24 protein-coding genes and 2 tRNA genes are annotated in these 21,002 nt (G+C 30.0%); 7 read left to right on the top strand and 19 right to left on the bottom strand.

Features of this window, described 5'->3' with window-relative positions; genetic code table 11:
- Positions 1 to 33: 33 nt before the first annotated feature.
- The 14 genes from JOC62_RS18080 to JOC62_RS18015 all read right to left on the bottom strand — a co-directional run bounded on the left by JOC62_RS18080 (position 34) and on the right by JOC62_RS18015 (position 10,858).
- Positions 34 to 366: a winged helix-turn-helix transcriptional regulator gene (locus JOC62_RS18080; RefSeq protein WP_204596677.1), complete on the bottom strand. Its 333-nt coding sequence runs from the start codon at positions 364 to 366 to the stop codon at positions 34 to 36.
- Positions 367 to 503: 137 nt separating this feature from the next.
- Positions 504 to 1,364 (bottom strand): NAD(P)/FAD-dependent oxidoreductase, encoded by an 861-nt coding sequence (locus tag JOC62_RS18075; RefSeq protein WP_204596676.1) that lies wholly within the window; start codon positions 1,362 to 1,364, stop codon positions 504 to 506.
- 12 nt (positions 1,365 to 1,376) lie between these two features.
- Positions 1,377 to 1,691 carry a thioredoxin gene (gene trxA, locus JOC62_RS18070; RefSeq protein ID WP_204596675.1) on the bottom strand — a complete coding sequence of 105 codons (315 nt, stop codon included), beginning with the start codon at positions 1,689 to 1,691 and terminating at the stop codon, positions 1,377 to 1,379.
- Positions 1,692 to 1,830: 139 nt separating this feature from the next.
- Positions 1,831 to 2,052: a transposase gene (locus JOC62_RS18065; RefSeq protein WP_204596674.1), complete on the bottom strand. Its 222-nt coding sequence runs from the start codon at positions 2,050 to 2,052 to the stop codon at positions 1,831 to 1,833.
- A 68-nt stretch (positions 2,053 to 2,120) separates the two neighbouring features.
- A complete protein-coding gene (locus tag JOC62_RS18060) occupies positions 2,121 to 2,495 on the bottom strand; it encodes a DUF956 family protein (protein WP_204596673.1) in 375 nt (124 codons plus the stop codon).
- Positions 2,496 to 2,781: 286 nt separating this feature from the next.
- The gene (locus JOC62_RS18055) at positions 2,782 to 3,693 is read right to left on the bottom strand and encodes a PTS system mannose/fructose/sorbose family transporter subunit IID (protein WP_204596672.1); all 912 of its coding nucleotides are present in this window, start codon (positions 3,691 to 3,693) and stop codon (positions 2,782 to 2,784) included.
- Between the two features lie 19 nt (positions 3,694 to 3,712).
- The gene (locus JOC62_RS18050) at positions 3,713 to 4,516 is read right to left on the bottom strand and encodes a mannose/fructose/sorbose family PTS transporter subunit IIC (protein ID WP_204596671.1); all 804 of its coding nucleotides are present in this window, start codon (positions 4,514 to 4,516) and stop codon (positions 3,713 to 3,715) included.
- A 37-nt stretch (positions 4,517 to 4,553) separates the two neighbouring features.
- Positions 4,554 to 5,531: a mannose/fructose/sorbose PTS transporter subunit IIA gene (locus tag JOC62_RS18045; protein ID WP_204596670.1), complete on the bottom strand. Its 978-nt coding sequence runs from the start codon at positions 5,529 to 5,531 to the stop codon at positions 4,554 to 4,556.
- Between the two features lie 856 nt (positions 5,532 to 6,387).
- The gene (gene rlmH, locus JOC62_RS18040; protein WP_204596669.1) at positions 6,388 to 6,867 is read right to left on the bottom strand and encodes a 23S rRNA (pseudouridine(1915)-N(3))-methyltransferase RlmH; all 480 of its coding nucleotides are present in this window, start codon (positions 6,865 to 6,867) and stop codon (positions 6,388 to 6,390) included.
- A 247-nt stretch (positions 6,868 to 7,114) separates the two neighbouring features.
- A complete protein-coding gene (locus tag JOC62_RS18035) occupies positions 7,115 to 7,756 on the bottom strand; it encodes a lactate utilization protein (protein WP_204596668.1) in 642 nt (213 codons plus the stop codon).
- A 76-nt stretch (positions 7,757 to 7,832) separates the two neighbouring features.
- On the bottom strand, positions 7,833 to 8,330 hold the full coding sequence (locus tag JOC62_RS18030) for an SEC-C metal-binding domain-containing protein (protein ID WP_204596667.1): 498 nt from the start codon (positions 8,328 to 8,330) through the stop codon (positions 7,833 to 7,835).
- A 28-nt stretch (positions 8,331 to 8,358) separates the two neighbouring features.
- Complete coding sequence (locus tag JOC62_RS18025) at positions 8,359 to 9,150, bottom strand: MBL fold metallo-hydrolase (RefSeq protein WP_204596666.1); 792 nt, start codon at positions 9,148 to 9,150, stop codon at positions 8,359 to 8,361.
- Between the two features lie 18 nt (positions 9,151 to 9,168).
- Positions 9,169 to 10,434: a UDP-N-acetylglucosamine 1-carboxyvinyltransferase gene (locus JOC62_RS18020; protein ID WP_204596665.1), complete on the bottom strand. Its 1,266-nt coding sequence runs from the start codon at positions 10,432 to 10,434 to the stop codon at positions 9,169 to 9,171.
- A gap of 259 nt (positions 10,435 to 10,693) precedes the next feature.
- Entirely contained in the window at positions 10,694 to 10,858 is a 165-nt protein-coding gene (locus JOC62_RS18015; protein WP_204596664.1) for a DUF1540 domain-containing protein, read from the bottom strand.
- 154 nt (positions 10,859 to 11,012) lie between these two features.
- Here JOC62_RS18015 and JOC62_RS18010 point away from each other — a divergent pair, with 154 nt between their 5' ends.
- From JOC62_RS18010 to JOC62_RS17990, 5 genes are all read left to right on the top strand, one after another.
- On the top strand, positions 11,013 to 11,555 hold the full coding sequence (locus tag JOC62_RS18010) for a hypothetical protein (RefSeq protein WP_204596663.1): 543 nt from the start codon (positions 11,013 to 11,015) through the stop codon (positions 11,553 to 11,555).
- A 202-nt stretch (positions 11,556 to 11,757) separates the two neighbouring features.
- Complete coding sequence (locus JOC62_RS18005; RefSeq protein ID WP_204596662.1) at positions 11,758 to 12,219, top strand: dUTP diphosphatase; 462 nt, start codon at positions 11,758 to 11,760, stop codon at positions 12,217 to 12,219.
- An 83-nt stretch (positions 12,220 to 12,302) separates the two neighbouring features.
- Complete coding sequence (locus JOC62_RS18000; RefSeq protein ID WP_204596661.1) at positions 12,303 to 12,734, top strand: DMT family transporter; 432 nt, start codon at positions 12,303 to 12,305, stop codon at positions 12,732 to 12,734.
- Positions 12,735 to 12,758: 24 nt separating this feature from the next.
- A complete protein-coding gene (locus JOC62_RS17995; RefSeq protein WP_204596660.1) occupies positions 12,759 to 13,583 on the top strand; it encodes an MBL fold metallo-hydrolase in 825 nt (274 codons plus the stop codon).
- A gap of 68 nt (positions 13,584 to 13,651) precedes the next feature.
- Positions 13,652 to 14,851: a S8 family serine peptidase gene (locus tag JOC62_RS17990; RefSeq protein WP_204596659.1), complete on the top strand. Its 1,200-nt coding sequence runs from the start codon at positions 13,652 to 13,654 to the stop codon at positions 14,849 to 14,851.
- Here JOC62_RS17990 and JOC62_RS17985 read toward each other — a convergent pair whose 3' ends face one another.
- Positions 14,852 to 16,048 carry a peptidoglycan DD-metalloendopeptidase family protein gene (locus tag JOC62_RS17985; RefSeq protein ID WP_204596658.1) on the bottom strand — a complete coding sequence of 399 codons (1,197 nt, stop codon included), beginning with the start codon at positions 16,046 to 16,048 and terminating at the stop codon, positions 14,852 to 14,854.
- Between the two features lie 188 nt (positions 16,049 to 16,236).
- Between JOC62_RS17985 and JOC62_RS17980 the strand changes: the two genes are divergently transcribed.
- Both JOC62_RS17980 and JOC62_RS17975 read left to right on the top strand, forming a co-directional pair.
- Positions 16,237 to 17,244 carry a DnaD domain protein gene (locus tag JOC62_RS17980; RefSeq protein WP_204596657.1) on the top strand — a complete coding sequence of 336 codons (1,008 nt, stop codon included), beginning with the start codon at positions 16,237 to 16,239 and terminating at the stop codon, positions 17,242 to 17,244.
- Positions 17,237 to 18,214, top strand: coding sequence for an ATP-binding protein (locus tag JOC62_RS17975; RefSeq protein WP_204596656.1), 978 nt, complete (start codon positions 17,237 to 17,239; stop codon positions 18,212 to 18,214). Before JOC62_RS17980 ends, JOC62_RS17975 begins: the two co-directional genes overlap by 8 nt.
- A 61-nt stretch (positions 18,215 to 18,275) precedes the next feature.
- Here JOC62_RS17975 and feoB read toward each other — a convergent pair whose 3' ends face one another.
- From feoB to JOC62_RS17955, 4 genes are all read right to left on the bottom strand, one after another.
- Complete coding sequence (gene feoB, locus JOC62_RS17970; protein WP_204596655.1) at positions 18,276 to 20,399, bottom strand: ferrous iron transport protein B; 2,124 nt, start codon at positions 20,397 to 20,399, stop codon at positions 18,276 to 18,278.
- 10 nt (positions 20,400 to 20,409) lie between these two features.
- Positions 20,410 to 20,634 (bottom strand): FeoA family protein, encoded by a 225-nt coding sequence (locus tag JOC62_RS17965; RefSeq protein WP_204596654.1) that lies wholly within the window; start codon positions 20,632 to 20,634, stop codon positions 20,410 to 20,412.
- Between the two features lie 190 nt (positions 20,635 to 20,824).
- Positions 20,825 to 20,901, bottom strand: a tRNA-Asp gene (locus tag JOC62_RS17960).
- A gap of 14 nt (positions 20,902 to 20,915) precedes the next feature.
- Positions 20,916 to 20,991, bottom strand: a tRNA-Val gene (locus JOC62_RS17955).
- Between the last annotated feature and the right edge of the window lie 11 nt (positions 20,992 to 21,002).

Below are 21,002 nucleotides of genomic sequence, written 5' to 3'. Positions count from 1 at the left end.
AGAGCTAGGTAATATTACCTAGCTCAATCTATATTACTCGCCACACTTAAGATTTTTATTACTCCATCCAATCATTTTCTCCATTACAGGTAGAAGTAATAAACCTGATTCACTTAAATAGTATACAGATTCTACTGTATTGTTTTCTATTTTTTTATCATTTACCATAATCCCTTGGTCAATTAATAATTCTAATTGTTGAGATAACATTTTTTTGCTACATCCTGATATACTTCTCTCTAGCTCACCAAATCTCTTTTTTTCTTTCTGTAGTGCCCAAATTATAGATCCTACCCACTTTTTACCTAATATACTTGATAAAGCTTCCACTGGACATTCATATATAATATCATCTACTCCATACATCTCTTCTACCTCCCTTATTGAATGAATTTATTATTATATTATCATAATATATATAATAATAAAAAACGTATTGAAGTCTTTGCAATACGTTTTTTATATTTAAGTGCAATTATATATTAAATCCAATTATTTAAAAATTATTTTCTTCCATCTAAATATGCTACTGCACTTAATGCTGCAATGTTTCCTTCTCCAGCTGACTTTATATATTGATATGGCTTACCAATACAATCTCCAGCTGCAAAACAGCCTTTAATATTAGTTCTCATTAATCTATCACACTTAATATGTCCATCAATTTCCTCAAGCCCTGGAACTAATTGTGATGGAGAAATGGCATCTTTTAATAAAAATACTCCGTCAGTCTCAATTTCTGAATCTTTAAAGACTATCTTTCTAACCTTATCATCTCCGACTATTTCCACAGGTCTTTCTTGAACTAATTCTATATTTTCATTTAGATTATATTCACCTTTATATAAAGGTATGTAATATACTTTTTCAGCAAGCTCACTTACATAGTTAGCTTCAGTCTCACCTTCATCATTTGATGCTACTATAACTACAGTTTTTCCTTTATATATGGGTGCATCACATGTAGCACAGTATCCTACACCTTTACCTAAAAACTCTAATTCACCTTTAAGCGGTCTAGAGAATTCAACCCCTGTTGCTAAGATTACAGATTTAGCTTCATACATCTTATCTTTTACCATTAGTGTGAAATAATCTCCCATTGCATAAACATTATTAACTCTATCTTCTGTTATTTTAATTCCCATAGAATTTATGTGCTCTCTAAAAGCTTCTCCCATTTTGGCTCCTGTTGAATTTGGAAATCCTAAATAGTTGTTAATCTTTGGTGCCTTATTAATTTTAGGGCTAAGATTCTTGCTTCCAAATATAATAAATGATTTATTTCTTATCTTAGCATTAAGAGCAGCTGATAAACCAGCTGGTCCACTACCTATTATGGCTATATCATATCTTTCGCTCATCATTTCAACCTCTTATACAAATTCTTTTATAGTTTCTACTAATACCTCTTTTGGTGAGAATCCTACTTTGGTAGTAACTTCTTCTCCATTTTTAAATATTTTTATTGTTGGTATATTTTGAACTCCGTACTTTTGTGCAGCCATTTTATTTTCATCTATATCAACTTTAACAATTTTAACATCTTCCATTTCTGATTGAACGTCCTCTAACACTGGAGCTAACATCTTACACGGTCCGCACCAAGTTGCAAAAAAATCTACAACAACTACTCCTTCTTCTTTTAATACCTCTACATCAAATTCATTTTCATTAATATGTTTTACCATTTTAAATTCCTCCTAAAGTTTTTCTCTATTCTTAACTTGTCTTTATTATATCAACGCAACTTTGATGCAACAATTAGGCACTTTAAAGTTACTACTTACCATAAGGTTACCACTATATTTATATTTTAATTTTTTAACTCTAGCCGTTAATTTTTACTTTTACATATTGAACATAAAAAAGAGCGTTTCCTTTACACAGAAACGCTCTACCTCCATACTTTACATATCCTTGAATCCAAAGATACAAACTATTTGTATGAACATTAAACTCTTTACTATACTCTTTTATAAATAAATCTTCTTTTACAATTAGCCTAACTACTAAAAGTTTAATCTTTTTATCAAATAAATATCTTGACATAATCTGGTTCCTCGCTTTCTATTATCCTTCTATCCAGCTTATTATACCAAGTACAAAATCTTTTAATATTAATTCTTCTTAAATATAGATTTTACCCCTCGTTTGACAACATCAAAAAAGCTTAATGACTTAACTATGTGATTTGGATCAACATAATTTCTAATAGTACGAAGTACTTTCTTTGTTTCCTTAGATGAAAAAGAATATGTACCATTTTTCTTAGTTTGGATCGCATATCGTGGAATCCACTTTCCTTTTAGTATTACTGATACAATAACATAATCAACCTCTTCCCAAGGAATTTGAATGAATTTTTGAACATCACGAGAATTATAAAATTCAAAACCCTTGTCACCAATCATTATTTGCCCATAATCCGTAAGACCTGTAAAAGCTGTTGCATCAACTACTAAATCTACCTTTGTATTGAGTGATTTAATCATACGTTCTACCTCTTTTCTACTTAGTATATACATTATATTTTATTCATATATTTCTTAAAAGAATCAAGAAAGCATTGGTCCAAAACCAAATAATTAAAATTAGTATGCTCATTAAACTTAATTTCAAATTTCTCTATTTCTTTAGATAAGTTTCTAAATTAAGTCTTTATTCTTCCATTTCATAATATCATAAAATTTATTTTTCTCACTCTAATTTAACTTATTATGTTAAAAAAAGCCCAGGCTAAGTAAAAAATATTACACTAACCCAGGCTGAATAGAAATATTACATTAAACCTATTAAGTGGAAGACAATACCAATTATAAATAAAGCAAGAATAATTACAATTGGAGATACCTTCTTCTTAAGTAACCACATACAAAGAAGTGTTAATAATAATCCTGCAAGTCCAGGAATTAATGAATCCAAGTTACCTTGTAATGTTGTAACCTTATCAGGAGTTAGTGATAAACCCGCTGATTGTTGCATTAACGCTTGTTTCATACCTTCTGCTCCAGCAGGAAGGCTACCCCAATCAATGTAAGCACCTGGACTTAACTGAACCTTTGATATTTCTGGTATAAACTTAATAGATACCCATCTATTAACTAATGATCCTAAGATGAACATACCAAGTATGGATGCTCCCTTTGTAATATCTTGTAATAAACTACCTGATAAATCTTCTGTAATACGAGATCCTGCTTTGTAACCAAGTTCTTGTGTATACCAAGTAAATGCCATACGTATAATATTCCAAGCAAAGAAGAATATAATAGGTCCAAGAATGTTACCTGCCATAGCAAGTGAAGCACCTAATGCTCCTAATATAGGTCTAACAGTAAACCAGAAAACTGGATCTCCAATACCTGCTAAAGGTCCCATCATACCAACTTTAACACCTTGAATAGTTACATCATCCACAGGTGATCCATTTGCACGATCTTCTTCTAATGCTAATGTTACCCCAATAATAGGTGAAGCTACATATGGGTGAGTGTTAAAGAATTCTAAGTGACGTATTAACGCAGCTGATCTTTCTTCTTTAGTTTTATATAACTTTTTGATTGCTGGAATTAATGAATATGCCCAACCACCGTTTTGCATTCTTTCATAGTTCCAAGATCCTTGAATGAAAGTTGAACGCCACCAAATAGAAAGACGATCTTTTTTTGTTAGCTTTAAATTTTTTTCCATTTTCGTCTTCTCTCCCTTCTTAATAACTATCGATAATATCGCCTACTGGATCTCCTGTATTTGATCCACCATTACCTGAACCGCCTTTTTTGCTAAGTGCTAAGTAAATAAGCGCTATAGATACACCGATCGCACCTAATCCCATAAGTGTAATTTGTGGAATAGTTGCTAATACAAAACCGATTGCAAAGAATGGCCATACTTCTTTTGTTGCCATCATATTGATTACCATTGCATAACCAACAGCTACAACCATTCCACCACCTACTGCTAAACCGTCTGTTAACCAAGCTGGCATAGCGTTAAGTAATGCACTAATAGGACCAGAACCGATTATTAAGATTAATGCTGCTGGAAGAGCTATACGTACACCTTGCATACAAATAGCAATAATTTGCCACATTTCAACTTTTCTAATATTTCCTTCTTTTGCAGCAGCATCCATGAAGTGTACGAATGCTGTAGCAATTGTACGACAAATAATTGTTAATAATAATCCTGCAACTGCTAATGGAATTGCTATGGCAATAGCTGAAGAAATTCCTGCTTGCCCTTCTCCACCAAGAACTAGAATAATCGCAGCTGCAACAGATGCTAATGCTGCATCAGGTGCTACTGCTGCACCGATATTTGCCCAACCTAAGGCAATCATTTGAAGACTACCACCTAAGATTAGACATGGTATTAAGTTACCTGTAACTGCTCCGATTAAAGTACAGGCAACTAGAGGTTGATGGAATTGGAATTCATCTAGGATTCCTCCCATCCCAGCTAAAAATGCAATAATAATAACTAATATTATTTGAATTATATTTAGATCCACTATGTTAATCCTCCTTTTTCTATTAAAATAATATATATTATTTTAATTTATTTAATTCCTCTTGTGCTTTTTTAAGAATTTCGTTCATATTTCCTTTTGAATCATTTGGAACTTTACGAACATCAAAATCTAATCCAGCTTTTTTAAGTTTTTCAAAAGTATCAATATCTTCTTGACTGAAAGCAAGAACTTTATTTGGTTGAACTTTACCTGGAGAGTGAGCCATAGATCCAACATTAATTGTCTTTATTGGTACTCCACCTTCCACTGCTCTAAGTAAATCTTCTGGATTTTCAAAAAGAAGCATTGCACGTTGTCCTCCAAAATGTTGATCATCCTTTGCAAGTTTAATCATTTGCTCAATAGGAACAACATGCGCTTTAACGCCTGGAGGAGCAGCTTGTTGAATTAATTTCTTACGAAGTTCATCTCTAGCTACATCATCTGATACAACAATAATTCTTGTTGGTTGCGTACTTTTTGTCCAAGCAGTCGCTACTTGACCATGAAGTAAACGGGAATCAATACGTGCTAAAACGTATTCAAATGATCCTGGAGCACCTGTATTAGACTGCTTAGCAGAATCTGCAGTTGATTTATCATCATTAACTGGTTCTAATGCTTCAGGTTTAACTTTAACTCCTTCTTTAGCTGATCCTATAATACTAGCCGCAATTTCTTGTGCGGATTCCATTGAAAGACGTGCTCCATAAGCTTCAATCACCATTGGTAGATTCATACCAGCAACGATTGCCCATTTATCTTTGTGTTCTTCAAATAAACTATTTGCTTGGTTGAATGGTGTACCGCCCCAAAGATCAACTAAGAATAAAACCTCATCTTGGTTGTCAAAGGATGCAATTGCATCTTTCATTTTTGCTTTAATATCATCAGGTCCTTCACTAGGCATCAACGTAACAGCTTGTACGTTCTCTTGTTCTCCAAAAATCATTGAACCAGATTGCAGGATGCCTTTAGCAAACTCCCCGTGACTAGCAAGAATAATTCCTACCATATATATACCTCCTATTTTTTATTTGCTACGATAAAATTTATACATAAGTTCTAAAAACTTGTAAGCAAAATTAATTATTGTAATTTTTTCTCTAAGTCAACTTTCTCTAATACTTTATTACGTGCACTTATATTATAAGCAAATGTTGTGCCAATAAAATGTATTAAGAACTTTTAAAGTACTTAAAGCTATATTCTTCAATGATTTAAGCTTTAGTTTTAATTATTGAAATCTTTTTCTTTAATACACTTTAGTTATTTTTTGATACTGTTTTATTTTGGTTTTAAGTTATTTTGATATACTTATTCAAATATTTAATTGTTATAACAAATTTAGTCATCATTCAACATAATATTTAGTATATCTTTAAGTATATTATTTACTTTATCGATAATTTTTATTGTAATTTTACTTAATATACTTATATAATTTTTATATATTAAAGTGATCTTAATGATGGATCTTTCAAGATTATATCCTATATAAGTGGCTAATTTAATACTTATGATACTATCAAATTTCGTATTTAATCTTGTTATAATACACTTATACTTTTAATTAATACACTAAAAAATAATCACCTACAATTGTATCAATGCATTTCTCGAAAATTAGATTTACTAAGTGTTTATTTATAATACCTCCTAGCCTTTTAATAAAAATATCTGCTAGTTTATTTACATAAATTTAAAAAGTCTATATACTGTATCCTTACAAAATTTAAGAGTATTAATTTCGCTTTATATTTCATGCAGTCGCCAGATTATATTTTTATTAATTTTTGTTATGTATTATAGCTATAGTTCCTTTAAACCTCATGTCTAACACAGGATTTTCTAAATACAAAAAACCGTATCTATTTATGATACGGTTCATTCTTCATTATCCTAAATGCTCTATAAACCTGCTCTAAAAGCATAACTCTAAATAATTGATGTGGAAATGTCATCTTAGAAAAGCAAAGCTTATAATCAGCTCTTCTTATAACTTCTTCAGAAAGTCCAAGACTTCCCCCTATAACAAATACTATATTTGAATTTCCTGATACTCCACATTTTTCTATAAAGCTAGAAAATTCTTCTGACGTAACTTGTTTTCCTTTAAGATCCATAGCAACAACATAAGATGTGTCCTTTATCTTTGAAAGTATAACTCTTCCTTCTTTTTCTTTTATTTGTTGCTCTTCTTTATCAGATGCATTATCAGGTGTTTTTTCATCTGCTAATTCAATTATGTCTAATTTGCAATATCTTCCTAATCTCTTTGAGTATTCATCTATTGCTTGTTTTAAATATTTTTCTTTTAATTTACCTACAGTTACTAATGTTATATTCATTTGTCCTCCTAATAATTATTTGCACATTTATACAAATAATTAGCCAATACTCTATTACCTAGATTATTGGCTTTTTTATTTTACTTTATTAAATTATGTAATAAATCACCTATTATAATGCATAAATATTATTATAGGTAATTGTATGCACTGGTTAAATATCATATTCTGAAGGCGTCTCCTTGCGTTCATTACATTTGTTAAGTATAGTTATACTTTTTTAATTTAACTGGTGCAGTCTTATTTTTTAATATCCTATATTTTCATTTAGGAAAATTACATGTATTCTATCAGATACATTTTGTCTTCTTATTAGAGTATACTCATTGCATATTCTCTCAGGACTACTACAATCCATGCAGTACCCAACTTTAGCACATGGAGTCTTTCTATCTAATCTCTTTGCATTAATAGGTGCTGATTTTTCTCTATTTCTCTTTATAGCCTCATCAACATCCTTAACTATTTTATTAGATCCACAGATAACTATAACCTTATCCGGACCATATAGCATTGCTGCTACCCTATTACCAGTACCATCAACATTATATAGCTCTCCGTTTTCTGTTACAGCATTACTACTTACAAAATATGCATCTGATAAAAATGCTTGTCTAAATATATTTGTTATTTCTTCTCTAGTAATTCCATCTTTATATCTATCTAGAAAATCATATCTTCCACTTCTTAGATGATCTATAACTCCAGTTTCAAATAACGTCATTGAGCCACCGCAAGAAACTATTGATCCTTCATCTACAATGTCCTTAATAAGCTCAATAAGATTATATCTGTCCCTTACATAATACCCGTTCATATTGTTCTTTTTTAAAGCTTCTATTGTTCTTTCAATTTTCTTTTCATTTGACCAAATAACATTACTATCCATTACAAACCCTCCTAGAAAATTATATAATAACAAAAGCCCATAAGAAATCTATGAGCTTTTTAATATTCAAGTTAAACTATTTTCCACAACATTTTTTGTATTTCTTACCACTACCACATGGACATGGATCGTTTCTTCCTATCTTTTCTTCGTTTCTAACGATACCTGATTGTCTATATTCTTTTTGGATTTCTTTTCTCTTTTCTTCTGAGAAAATACCTTCCCATTGTGGTAAATTATATAAATAATCTGCTTTAGCATCAAGCATATTAAAGTATAACTTTTCAAGCTCTAGATCAAATACTAATTCTGTATTTTCATCTATAGCTTCTAGATCATATGATGATTTTAAACTATCGTTTATTCCATCAACAAATCCCATTACAAACTCAGCTGTAGTGTTATACTTACTAGCTAATTCTTTTATTGTAGTCTTCTTAATCTCTTTATGGTCTGATAATAAATCCTTGTATATGCCTGTTTCTATGTTACCATATTCTTGCCAAAAAGCTTTCTCACCTTTTTCTTTTACATATTCAACAACCATATCTGTCCAATCTTTGTATAAACTCATCTCATTCTCTCCTCTTTCTTTTTTAAAATTATAAGTTAATTAATGAGCTAGGTTCATGTCTACTAGCCATTGAAATTTTAACATCCAAGCCTTGCTTAACACCCTCATCTTCTAAAACGCTTAAAACCGTCTGATAAGCTAAATCTGGATGATTATTAGTACCACTTAAATGACCTAATATTATTTGTTTATTATTACCGTGCTTTATTAGCTCTGTTATAGCTTTTCCACAGTCATCATTTGATAGATGTCCAATTTCACTTAATATTCTTCTCTTAAGATTATAAGGATATGGTCCAAACTTTAACATACTAACATCATGGTTGCACTCTAAAAGTATTATATCTGACTCTTTAATATTGTCTCTTATCTCTTCTGTGAATGTACCAAAGTCTGTTGCTATACTTGCAGTATTATCCTTAGACTTTATTGTATATCCAACTGGTGCAATAGCATCATGAGGAATATTAAAGGATTTAATAGCTAAATCCTTTATTTCCACAGTGCTTCTTTTATCCATTATCTTAATGTTATGTTCTTTTATCTTACCTATTGAATTTTTCATGGCTTCCCATGTCTTATCATTGGCATATATAGGAATGTCATATTTTCTTGATATAACACCTACCCCTTTAACATGATCTGAATGTTCATGGGTAATAAAAATACCATCAATATCTCTAGGATTTTGATCTATTCTAGTTAATGCTTCATCTATCTTCTTTCCTGGCATACCGGCATCTATTAATATCTTTGTATTATCATTTCCAACAAAGATGCTATTCCCACTACTTCCACTATAAAGTGAACAAAATATCATTTGTTGTTCCCCCAAATTTTACTCTACTACACTAACTCTTCTTACATCTGCACCAAGTTTTCTAAACTTATCTTCGATGTGTGGATACCCTCTATCTATATGTTCTATACTTGTAATTTCTGTTACGCCTTCAGCCACAAGTCCTGCTATAACCATTGCAGCTCCTGCTCTTAAATCTGTTGCTTTAACTACAGCACCTGTAAGTTTTGAAACTCCATCTATTATAGCTACTCTACCTTCAACCTTTATGTTAGCACCCATCTTCTTAAGCTCATCAATGTGCTTATGTCTGCTTTCCCATATAGATTCAGTTATTAAACTTCTTCCTGGTACCATACTTAATAATGTTGACATTGGTTGCTGAACATCTGTTGGGAAGCCTGGATATGGAGCTGTCTTAACATTAACTCCCTTTAGCTTTCCATCATATCTAACTCTTACTGAATCGTCGCCTTCTTCAATTATAGCACCCATTTCATTAAGTTTTGCTGTTATTGATTCTAAGTGCTTTGGTATAACATTTGTAATAGTTACATCACCTTTTGTAGCTGCTGCAGCTATCATAAATGTACCTGCTTCTATTTGGTCTGGAATTACGCTATACGCACATCCAACTAATTTATCAACTCCAGTTATTCTTATAATATCAGTTCCTGCACCTTTAATGTTAGCTCCCATTGAGTTTAAGAAGTTTGCAACATCAACTACGTGAGGTTCTTTTGCAACATTTTCTAAGGTAGTTACTCCTTCAGCTCCTGTAGCAGCTATCATAACATTTATTGTAGCTCCAACAGAAACAACGTCGAAGAATATGTTAGTTCCAACTAATCTATCTGCCTTAACCTTTACTGCTCCATGCTCTATAGTTACATCTGCACCAAGTGCTTCAAAACCTTTTATATGTTGATCAATAGGTCTTACCCCTATCGGGCATCCCCCTGGAAGCTCTACTCTTGCTTCTTTAAATCTTGCAAGAAGTGCTCCTATAAAGTAATATGATGCTCTCATTCTTCTTACATCTTCTGTGCATGCATCATATGTATGTACTTCTGTACTATCTATTTCTAACGTATTATTATCAATTTTATTTAACTTACATCCTAAGCTTAAAAGTATTCTTTCTAAGCAATGTACATCTTCTATATCCGGTATGTTATCTATAACACACTTTTTTTCACTCGCAATTATTGCCGCTGGTAATATTGCAACCGCTGCATTTTTTGCTCCATTTATATCAACTAAACCTTTTAGAGGATTGCCTCCATTTATAACTAACTTTTCCATCCAATTCACCCTTATTTTTTAGATTCTATATATTTAAAATTCCCAATATTTAATTAATTATCCAAAAAAATATCTATTAGACATTATAATCCTATTATTATTTTTTAATAGTTCGATTATCATTATAACACAAACTTGTATTATTGAAATATTTTTTTTAATAAAGTTAAAAAATAAGATAGATAAAAGCTTTGTAACGCTTTTATCTATCCATTAAATAGGTTAATTATTAATATTTACTATATCATTGACCTAATTTCTAGTCCAATTCAAATGAATTACAATCTGTACATTTCTTTGATTCGGCTTTAATTTCATGTTTACCTACTTCAATTACATTTAAAGTACAGTAATCATCATCTTTACAATGATATTTGCACTCATCAACTATACATTTAATACTAGAATTATGATTTTTATCCATGTCTAATCCCTCCTGAAAGTTTAATTTACAATATTATTATCTGTAGATTTGCCTTATTTATTCCCTTCAGTTTTTTTCTATAAAGTATTATGTTATAATTTATAGAAAGGTTTGGATATTAAAATCCATAAGAATATATTATGTGAGGTAAGATATGAGATATTATATTGTTGCATTATTTGATGACTCTTCATATGAAGTTATTAATCCAGTTCAAAAGACAGTGTCTAGAAAACTAAGAGCAAACAGGAATTCACCGGCACCTTATATTGCACTAGAAGTAATCGATAATCCTAATGTAGAAAAACTAAATACAGTTATTGAAAAGATATTACGTCCTTATAAAAAATTTAAGGTTGAGCTTTCTAGTGATCTTTCTATTAGCGAAGATTTAAAAACAGTAAACTTAGGTATAAGTTATAGAGGATACATAAAGAAAATAGAAAGAGCCCTTACAGATAACTTAAAACTTCATGGATTTAATGTTAGAGAGAATAACTCAGATAATCCTTCTGTATCTTTAGCTAATCTAAATTATGTTTCTAAAGATCCTAAAAAGAAACCTTTAGATTCACAAATTATTCCTCAAAATAAAATAGAAAATAAAACACTTAAAATAGATAAGTTCCAATTATGGAAAGTTCCTAACAATAAAAGAGAATTCAAAGTTAAAGATTTTGAGTTAAAAACTTTCTAATTCGCTATATTTATCGTTTTTTTATTAATAACTTCATTTATATTAAATGAAGTTATTTTTTTGTCTGTTTAGTCCAATTTTTAAAAATTTTTAGAATTTTTAAAATAAATTTTATTTGTATTCGTTTACTCCCCTTTTCATAAATACAAAGTTTTTGTAAAATGGATTAGTATAATTGCCTTAAGAACAGGGGGATTTGTTAATGTTTATTTCAAATTTATTTAAAGTACAAAAAGAACTTGATAAAAAACTAAATATCAATCCAGAGTTAGATGAGTATAAGATAAAAGCTCGTCAGAATTTAGAACTACACATAAAAGTAAGTGACCTTGCAAATGAAACTAATTGTTTTGCATATACAATTGATAGAAAAGAAGCTACTGATACTAATGTAGTACTATCAAAATATGTAAAGTGCTTAAAGCAGGTGCTTTCAGTTGGTATTACTAATGGATACGATGAAGTAGATGAGATTACTATACAACCTAATGAATATTGCTTAAGCGACCAATTTCTTAATTTATACATAGATATAAATGATTTAATTATTTCACGTTCTGAAGATCATTTTGAGACATTATTTGAGGATTTACTAAGCCTTGGTGATACCTTAGGATTCTCAGAACAGCAAATAATACAAGAATTTAATAAGTTATCTAATTAATTTTTCTGCTATAAGATTTTTCTTATAGCTTTTTTTATTATATTTAATATCTAATTGGTAACACTAACATTGAGGTGATTCAATTGTTAGGATTTATATATGCAATAATATCTGGAATTTCAATGAGTCTTCAAGGAGTATTTAATACGAGACTTGGAGAAAAGATAGGAACTTGGGAAACAAACACTTTAGTTCAATTAACAGGACTAATAATTACATTAATTGTTACTGTATTTGTAGGTAAAGGTGACTTTAAAGCTTTAAGTGGTGCTAATAAAATATACTTATTAGGAGGGGCATTAGGAGTCGTTATTATCTTTACGGTAATGATGAGTATTGGATCTTTAGGTACTACCTGTGCTATAGGTATTATTTTAGTATCTCAACTTGTTACGGCAGCCATAATTGATTATTTTGGCCTTTTTGGAAGTGAAAAAATAAATTTTACCTTAAAAGAATTTATAGGTGTTGCAATTATGATAATAGGTATTATAGTATTTAAGTGGAAAGGTTAACTTAACACTTAAGGAGGTGTACTTATGAATTTTTTTAAGAACGTACACTTTTTATCACAATTAACTTATAACAATTTAAAAGAATACTTTAAAACTAGAGAGATATCAAATAATGATCCAATAGAGGAAAATTCTATACATTGGTACGGTCATGCGACAACAATAATAAATTTATCTGGAAAAATCATCGTAACTGACCCTGTTATATCAAATAGATTAGGATATTTTAAGCGAGTTATTGATAAGCCATTTGATTTAGCTGAACTTAAAATTGATTACATCGTTCTTTCTCATGGCCATATGGACCACATGCATTTCCCTTCATTAAAAAGATTAAGAAGGCTTAATAAAGATGCTACAGTTATAGTTCCAAAAGGATACAAGAGAATTTTATCAACAATGGGATATAAAAATGTAAATCTCTTAAGAACTGGTGATACTTTTGAAGATGATTTCTTAAAAATCACTTCCGTTAAAGCCAATCACGATGGCCGTAGATTCTATGTTGGTATAGATGATGAAAGTAATTCTTACCTTATAGAAAGAAATAATACTAAGGTATTCTTTGCAGGAGATACTGCATACACTGAGAATTTTAAGGGTATTGAATGTGATATAGCATTAATGCCAGTAGGTTGTTATAAGCCTGCTAGATTCCAACATATGCATTGCTCCCCTGAAGAAGGTTATAAAATGTATAAAATGATGAAAAGTAAAACAATGATCCCAATACACTATAAAACATTTAAAATTTCTTTAGAGGATTTTAATGAAACACATGAGACTCTTGTTAATTTTAAAGATGATACAGTTAAAATAATTAATGTAGGTCAAACTTATAAGATATAAAATAATATTAACAATTAAAGGACTTAAACTATAATATGGTATTGTAATAACTATTATAGGAGTCCTTTATGTTTAATCTCAGAAGTAAGCTTGACTACAATTTAAATATTGCCATAAAAGAAAATGCTTATAAAAAATATAGAGTTCTTATAAAGTGTAAAACTTTATTTTCTTCTATTGTAAAGAAAGTTTCTCACTTTAAAGAAGCTTTAATTTATCCATTAGAGTATTGCAATATAGTTGTAGCCAATTTAAATAAATATGAAATTAAATTAATTTTGGAGTATCCAGAGGTCGAAAAAATTTTCTTTGATGACTATTTATTTTTGTGTGGCATGAGTGTAAGTGCAGCTAACAATTGCTATTCTCTAAATAAAGATAAATTAAATTATTCAGGTACTAACATAAAAATAGGCTTAGTAGATAGCGGAGTTTATCCTCATACTGATTTATTAAGTCCTAATAATAGAATAGAAGCGTTTTTTGATATTATTAATGGTGCTCAAAATCCTTATGATGATAATGGACATGGTACTGCAATGGCTGGATTAATTTGTGGCAGTGGTATCTCTTCAGATAATTTATATAAGGGAATAGCACCATCTAGTAAAATAGTATGTTATAAGGCCTTCGACAAGTTAGGTAAGGGATATGCTTCTGATATTCTCTATAGCATAGAAAGTATTATAAAATCTTCTATGGCTAATAATATAAGAATTTTATGTCTTCCATTTGAATTATTAAATCATAATTATTATATTATAGATGCATTTAACTCTATGTTTGATGTCGCTATAAAGAATAGAATGATACCTATAGTACCAAGTGGAAGTACTAATTCAAGTTTTAATAATATTATGGGAATTGCAACCTTAAAGAATTGTATAACTGTTGGTGGAGTTGAAACTAAAAATTCTAACGCCCCATACCTATACTCTTCAAAAGGACCATATTGTAAGTTAGTTAAGCCTGATTTTGTTTCAGCATGTACTAATATAACTTCCCTTAATAGTAATACTTCTTATATATCTGAAAAAAACGGCACCAAGCTATATCCGCCTAAGCTTGATGCCAATTATAAAACTTTTAGTGGTACTTCATTATCAGTAGCTTTTGTAAGTGCTGTATCTGCACTTATATTAGAGCATAATAGTTCTTATACCTTTGATGATGTTCTATCAATAATAAAGCTTGCTTGTGATCGCAAAGATCTACCAAAAGCAAATGTTGGAGAAGGTATTTTAAATTTCAATAATATATTAAAATAATTAATTTATATATCCTTCAGGATTTACGGGATTTCCATTTACTCTTAATTCAAAATGCAAATGGGGTCCTGTACTCCTTCCAGTATTGCCTACTCTACCTACAAGATCTCCCTTTTTAACTTTATCTCCTTCTTTAACCTCAAACTCACTCATATGAGCATACCTTGTTTCTAAGCCATCCTCATGTTCTAATATAACAACTTTCCCATATCCATCTCTTTCATAAAACACGTTCCTAACTACACCGTCAAAGGCAGCCATGACAGGATCTCCAATATTCCCTGCTATATCCATCCCTTTATGAAGCTTCCCCCATCTCTCTCCAAAGGTAGAGGTTACTACCCCTCCTCTAGTTGGGCTACTTAAAAATGCAAATTTATTGTCTATGGGGCTCTTTGTTCCTTTGTATACAACTTTACTTTTGCTACTTTCAATTATATTTTCTGATAAAACTTTAGTATCTATCTTCTTTCCGTTTCTATATGTAACATTAACAACTTGCTCTTTCTTTCCCTTTTTACCCTCTTCTTTAACTTTACTCTCACCAAGCATTAAATTATCAGTTCTCTCTATCTTTACTATTGGCTCTATATCTATTACTTGCTTATCATTAACCACTAAGTCTACATCTATTACATTTTTATTTTCTTTAACTATTTTGTTAGCCAAATAATCACTACTATTTAAATTAGATATTTTGACTTTCTCCTCTTTTAAATTTATATTACCTTTTACATTTATTGAAGCTATCTTATCTCTATCTATGTTATTTGCTTTAGCATAATATGCCCCAACCTTAGATAAAGTTTCATTCATATCATCTTTATCTAATACATATCCTATTTTTTTGTTATCTATATTGAATGACTTTAGTGTTACTTCATCACTCATTGTCTTTAAAATATTCTCTTCAATCTCGTTATATGTACTTAATTTAACATCATCACTTATTCTTTTAAATGATATCTTCTCTTCATGAATCTTTTCTTCATCTTTTAATGTCCTATTTAAATTATCTATTATGCTACTATAATCTGATTTAGCTTCCTCTTTACTGCTACTATATCCAATAACAGCATCTCCTATATACACTTCAAATGCCTTAGTCTTAGAATCTAAATAAAAGTTAATTAATAAAAAGGCTACAAACATTGCTGTAACTGAAAAAATTATTTTTTTCCTACTACCCGAGTCCATAAATCTCTCCTCTTTTTCTTAAAATTTGTAACACATCCCTTAACTTTCCCAATAATTATTTTTTTATACATATGTTATTTTTACCTTAAGTTGTTATAACACTACCACTTTGTTATAATTAATTTACATATAACCAATAATATAATTTAGACTTGTTAAATTTAATTTGAAAGGTAGAGATACGCTAAATGAGCACTTTTATGCTTAAAAACACAGCCTTAACCTTTACTCCTGTGAGCAATGTATTTATAGAAAAATATATGCCCAAAGCTCGTGGTGAGTTCGTTAAGGTTTATTTATTAATGTTAAAATATAATATTGCTAGCGAACCTGGGGTTAACTCCTCTGTACTAGCCACAACATTAAACTTACTAGAATCAGATATAATGAATGCCTTAAACTACTGGAATGATGAAGGTGTTATTAAATTAGTCCCTATAGATAAAATGAGTAACTTTAGTATAGAATTCTTATCACTTGAAGATGAAGACCCTAATGTAAATAAAGATAATATAAATATTCTAGAAGCTTTAAACAACAGTGAAACTACCGATATGCTTAAGGATATTGAAAAAATTCTTGCAAGACCTTTATCTAGTAAAGAAATGGAGATATATCTAGGATGGCAACGTGAATTTAATTTTCCATCTGAGCTTATTCTTATCTTAATAGAATATTGCTCTTCAAAGGGGAAAAATAATTTTAGATATATAGAAAAAGTTGCAGAATCTTGGAATGATATGAATATCAAAACTGTTGAAGAAGCGCAAATTCATATTAAACAGAATGAAGATAAGTGGACTAAGATAAGAAGAATTCTATCCTATCTTGGAATGAAATCTTCAGAAGTTATGAAGCCCCAAGAAGAAATGCTTGAAAAATGGATTTTCACTTATAAGTTCAATATGCAATTAATTGAAAAGGCCTGTGATATATGTTTTGAAAGACTTAATAGAGCTGACTTTAAATACATAGATGGTATATTAGGTAAGTGGCATCAAAACAACATTAAAACAATTGAAGATATTGCCCTTAAAGATAAGAATAAATCTAATAATAAACAATTTAAAACCAACTATAGCAATAATACTAATTCTAATAAACCAAAGGCTATAAGATTCAATGATTTTACGCAGAGAGAATATGATTATGACTCTCTAGAAAAGAAATTGTTAGGATGGGATAAAGATGATTAGAGGATATCAATCAGATTTAATGGAAGTGTATCAAAAAATTAGGAATGATGAAGATAAGAGACTTAAGCAAAGAAGAGCAGAAATAAAGTCTTTATATCCTGAAATATTAGATTTAGATAATGATATTCACAAACTTTCATTAAAACTTACAATGACAATTTTAAAAAAAGATACAAGTGAAGCTGACATAAGAAAGATTAAAGATGATATAACAGATTTAAGAGCAAAAAAATGTGAGCAACTAGTATCCCATGGATATGACCCTGAGTATCTTAATATGCATTATAGATGCAAAAAGTGTCAGGATACTGGATATATAGGAATAGAAAAATGTAATTGTTACAAGGATAAGTTAGTTAAGCTTTATTATAAAGATTCTGAACTTCAAGATCTTTTAAGAGATAATAATTTTAGTAACTTTAATATAGAATTATTCTCATCTTCAAAAGAAAATGGAGAAAAGTATTCTCCTAGAACTAATATGAAGAATAATCTTGATTTTGTTATGAAAGACTTTATTCCAAACTTTAAACATGGATCAGATAATTTATTATTCTATGGAACACCTGGAAGCGGTAAAACATTTCTTTCATACTGTATAGCTAAAGAATTATTAGATAGAGGTTTCCTTGTAGTATATAAAACTTCTGATGAACTAATAAGATGTCTAAGGGATATAAAGTTTAATAATAACTACTATCTTGAAAAACTATTACTTGATTGTGATCTTCTTATAATTGATGATCTAGGCTCAGAACAATTAAATGACTTTGTTGCTACTGAACTTTTTAATCTTATAAATAGAAAACTTCTTAAAAAGAAAAGAATGATAATATCAACAAACCTAACTTTATCAGGAATTGCTAAACATTATAGTGAGAGAATTTCTTCAAGACTTCTTGGTAACTTTAGATTATATAAATTTTATTCTGACGATATAAGAATAAAATTAAATCTAGCAAAAAGATAATATTTTATAATATATAAAGGAGTATTAGTAATAATACTCCTTTTTTATTCTGATTTATATATTAAGCAAATAGTCTCCATACTTGTGTTGTAATGAAGCAAACAATTATACCAGCAATTGTTGGTATTAAAAAACCTAGAGCAGTCCATTTAACACTCTTAGTTTCTTTCTTAATAGTCCATAGTGTTGTTCCACATGGATAATGCATTAAGCATAGTATCATAGTATTAATGGCAGTTAACATTGTCCATCCATTAGCAACCAATAATTCTTTAAGTTCCACTAAACTATCTAATTCTAACATTGTTGTAGCTCTTAAGTAACTCATTATTATTATAGGCATTACTATTTCATTTGCTGGTAAGCCTAATATAAATGCCATTAATATATAACCATCTACCCCTATCGCATTAGCAAAAGGACTTAGAAAATCAGCACATATAGATAGCAACGTAGCATCTCCAATCATTATATTAGAGAATATCCATATTATTATTCCAGCTGGAGCTGCAACAGCTATAGCCCTACCTAATACATAAAGAGTTCTATCTAATATTGACCTTACAATAACTTTACCTATCTGAGGCTTTCTGTATGGAGGTAGTTCTAATATAAAATTTGAAGGTAATCCTTTTAATATAGTCTTTGATAATATCCTAGATACAATTAACGTCATTAAGACACCTAAAATGATAACTACGGTCACTGTAATAGCTGATATAAAGCTTCCCTTAATACCTACTGCTATTCCTCCCACAAATATCGATGCTATAGAAATAAGCATAGGAAACCTACCATTACAAGGCATAAATGCATTAGTTAATATAGCTATAATCCGTTCCCTCGGAGAATTAATTATTCTACATCCTATTATTCCTGCTGCATTACATCCAAGCCCCATACACATTGTAAGGGCTTGTTTACCACAAGCACAACATCTCTTAAAACATTTATCTAGATTAAATGCTATTCTTGGCAAATAACCTAAGTCCTCAAGTAGAGTAAACATAGGAAAGAAAATCGCCATAGGAGGTAACATTACTGAAATTACCCAGGCTAAGGTAACATAAACACCATCAATTAATACCCCTCCTACCCAAGATGCTAAGTTTAGTCCTGCAAAGAATTCTCTAAGATAATTCTCTCCATATCCAAACATATTAGCTAGAAGCTCTGACGGATAATTTGCTAAAGTTATAGTTATCCATAATACAGTTAATAAAGTCACTATCATAATAGGTATTCCTGTTGATTTAGATACTAGTATCTTATCTATCTTCCTTTGTGTCTTATTATATTCTCCTTCAGCCTTAACAACTTTATTTCCTACTCTTTCAGCTTCATTTATTATAGATTTTATTATTATATCTTCTATTGATTTATCTTTATAACTTTTATTAAGATCATCTCTTATTTTGTATATCATCTGTATATACTTTTCTTCAATATTATATTTATAGTATAAGGTCTTTAAAATGCTATCATTTCCCTCTAATATTCTAATCGATATCCATCTACTTTTTCTTTTATCCACTTTAACAGCTTGATTTATTATAACTTCTATTTCTTCTATTGCTTTTTCTATGTCAAAACTATAATTTATTGCATTTTTTTTCTTGTTTGTTAGTTTAACTTCCTTAAATATAGCCTCTTTTAATTCTTCTATCCCAATTCCATTTCTAGCAGATGCTGAGACAATAGTTGAATTTAATTCCTTTGACAGTGATTCTAAATTTATTTCTATGTTTCTTTTCTCCGCTTCATCAATTAAGTTTACACATAATATTGCTTTATCTGTTATTTCAGATATTTGTATAAATAAGTTTAGATTTCTTTCTAATGATGTTGCATCAGCTATAACAACTACTATATCCGGCTCGCTAAAACAAATATAATCTCTTGCTATTTCTTCCTCTTCAGAATTCGATAATAATGAATATGTTCCTGGTAAGTCTACTACTTTTATTGTTGAACCTTTAAATTCATAATATCCCTCTGCATTAACTACTGTTTTACCTGGCCAATTTCCGGTATGTTGATTTAATCCAGTAAGTGCATTAAATACAGTACTCTTGCCTACATTTGGATTACCAGCTAATGCAACAACATAATCTTCTTTAATGTTTCCCTTTCTTTTATCTGGTGATAATAATCTAAGTCCCGTAGAGTTTTTAGTTAATCCCATATCCTTTCTCCTAACATCTTATTACTTCTATCTTTTCACCATCCTCTTCCCTTATCGCAATTACAGTACCCCTTATCAAATATGCTTTTGGATCTCCAAAAGGCCCCCCATACAAAACCTTTATATCTGTTCCCTCTATTATTCCTAAGTCAAAAAATCTTCTTCTTAAATCTCCCTCTGCTTTTACATCAATAACCTTAACAGTTGATAATATCTCTGCTTCCTTCAAATTCATCTTTTATTCCTCCTCATAATAGCACTTTCCTAGATTTGCTTATACTAACTTTATCCAGCCAAACTCAAAATTAACTTTTCTAATCGCACCTTTGCTCATAATAAATTATGATAAAAAATGACCTATTGTGATTAATATAACTTATAATTTATTGCATAAAAAAAAGAAGTAAGTATAAACTTACTTCTTTTGGCGACTCAGAAGGGGCTCGAACCCTCGACTTCCAGCGTGACAGGCTGGCACTCTAACCAACTGAGCTACTGAGCCATATTGAATTTATGTGGTGGGCACAACAGGGTTCGAACCTGTGACCCCCTGCTTGTAAGGCAGGTGCTCTCCCAGCTGAGCTATGCGCCCACATAAAAAAT

This window comes from Clostridium sardiniense (assembly GCF_016907995.1).
Lineage (GTDB): Bacteria > Bacillota > Clostridia > Clostridiales > Clostridiaceae > Clostridium > Clostridium sardiniense.
The sequence above is the reverse complement of the archived record's forward strand: the minus strand, read 5'-3'. Positions and strand labels throughout refer to the sequence as shown.

Excerpts from the sequence above, each read along its gene's own strand:
- JOC62_RS18025 (WP_204596666.1), bottom strand. The coding sequence starts at position 9,150 with ATGATATTTTGTTCACTTTATAGTGGAAGTAGTGGGAATAGCATCTTT.
- JOC62_RS18030 (WP_204596667.1), bottom strand. The coding sequence starts at position 8,330 with ATGAGTTTATACAAAGATTGGACAGATATGGTTGTTGAATATGTAAAA.
- JOC62_RS18075 (WP_204596676.1), bottom strand. The coding sequence starts at position 1,364 with ATGAGCGAAAGATATGATATAGCCATAATAGGTAGTGGACCAGCTGGT.
- JOC62_RS18015 (WP_204596664.1), bottom strand. The coding sequence starts at position 10,858 with ATGGATAAAAATCATAATTCTAGTATTAAATGTATAGTTGATGAGTGC.
- JOC62_RS18060 (WP_204596673.1), bottom strand. The coding sequence starts at position 2,495 with ATGATTAAATCACTCAATACAAAGGTAGATTTAGTAGTTGATGCAACA.
- JOC62_RS18035 (WP_204596668.1), bottom strand. The coding sequence starts at position 7,756 with ATGGATAGTAATGTTATTTGGTCAAATGAAAAGAAAATTGAAAGAACA.
- JOC62_RS18020 (WP_204596665.1), bottom strand. The coding sequence starts at position 10,434 with ATGGAAAAGTTAGTTATAAATGGAGGCAATCCTCTAAAAGGTTTAGTT.
- JOC62_RS18055 (WP_204596672.1), bottom strand. The coding sequence starts at position 3,693 with ATGGAAAAAAATTTAAAGCTAACAAAAAAAGATCGTCTTTCTATTTGG.
- JOC62_RS18010 (WP_204596663.1), top strand. The coding sequence starts at position 11,013 with ATGAGATATTATATTGTTGCATTATTTGATGACTCTTCATATGAAGTT.
- JOC62_RS17975 (WP_204596656.1), top strand. The coding sequence starts at position 17,237 with ATGATTAGAGGATATCAATCAGATTTAATGGAAGTGTATCAAAAAATT.
- JOC62_RS17980 (WP_204596657.1), top strand. The coding sequence starts at position 16,237 with ATGAGCACTTTTATGCTTAAAAACACAGCCTTAACCTTTACTCCTGTG.
- JOC62_RS17985 (WP_204596658.1), bottom strand. The coding sequence starts at position 16,048 with ATGGACTCGGGTAGTAGGAAAAAAATAATTTTTTCAGTTACAGCAATG.
- feoB (WP_204596655.1), bottom strand. The coding sequence starts at position 20,399 with ATGGGATTAACTAAAAACTCTACGGGACTTAGATTATTATCACCAGAT.
- JOC62_RS18080 (WP_204596677.1), bottom strand. The coding sequence starts at position 366 with ATGTATGGAGTAGATGATATTATATATGAATGTCCAGTGGAAGCTTTA.
- JOC62_RS17965 (WP_204596654.1), bottom strand. The coding sequence starts at position 20,634 with ATGAATTTGAAGGAAGCAGAGATATTATCAACTGTTAAGGTTATTGAT.
- JOC62_RS18065 (WP_204596674.1), bottom strand. The coding sequence starts at position 2,052 with ATGTCAAGATATTTATTTGATAAAAAGATTAAACTTTTAGTAGTTAGG.
- trxA (WP_204596675.1), bottom strand. The coding sequence starts at position 1,691 with ATGGTAAAACATATTAATGAAAATGAATTTGATGTAGAGGTATTAAAA.
- JOC62_RS18045 (WP_204596670.1), bottom strand. The coding sequence starts at position 5,531 with ATGGTAGGAATTATTCTTGCTAGTCACGGGGAGTTTGCTAAAGGCATC.
- JOC62_RS17990 (WP_204596659.1), top strand. The coding sequence starts at position 13,652 with ATGTTTAATCTCAGAAGTAAGCTTGACTACAATTTAAATATTGCCATA.
- rlmH (WP_204596669.1), bottom strand. The coding sequence starts at position 6,867 with ATGAATATAACATTAGTAACTGTAGGTAAATTAAAAGAAAAATATTTA.
- JOC62_RS17995 (WP_204596660.1), top strand. The coding sequence starts at position 12,759 with ATGAATTTTTTTAAGAACGTACACTTTTTATCACAATTAACTTATAAC.
- JOC62_RS18005 (WP_204596662.1), top strand. The coding sequence starts at position 11,758 with ATGTTTATTTCAAATTTATTTAAAGTACAAAAAGAACTTGATAAAAAA.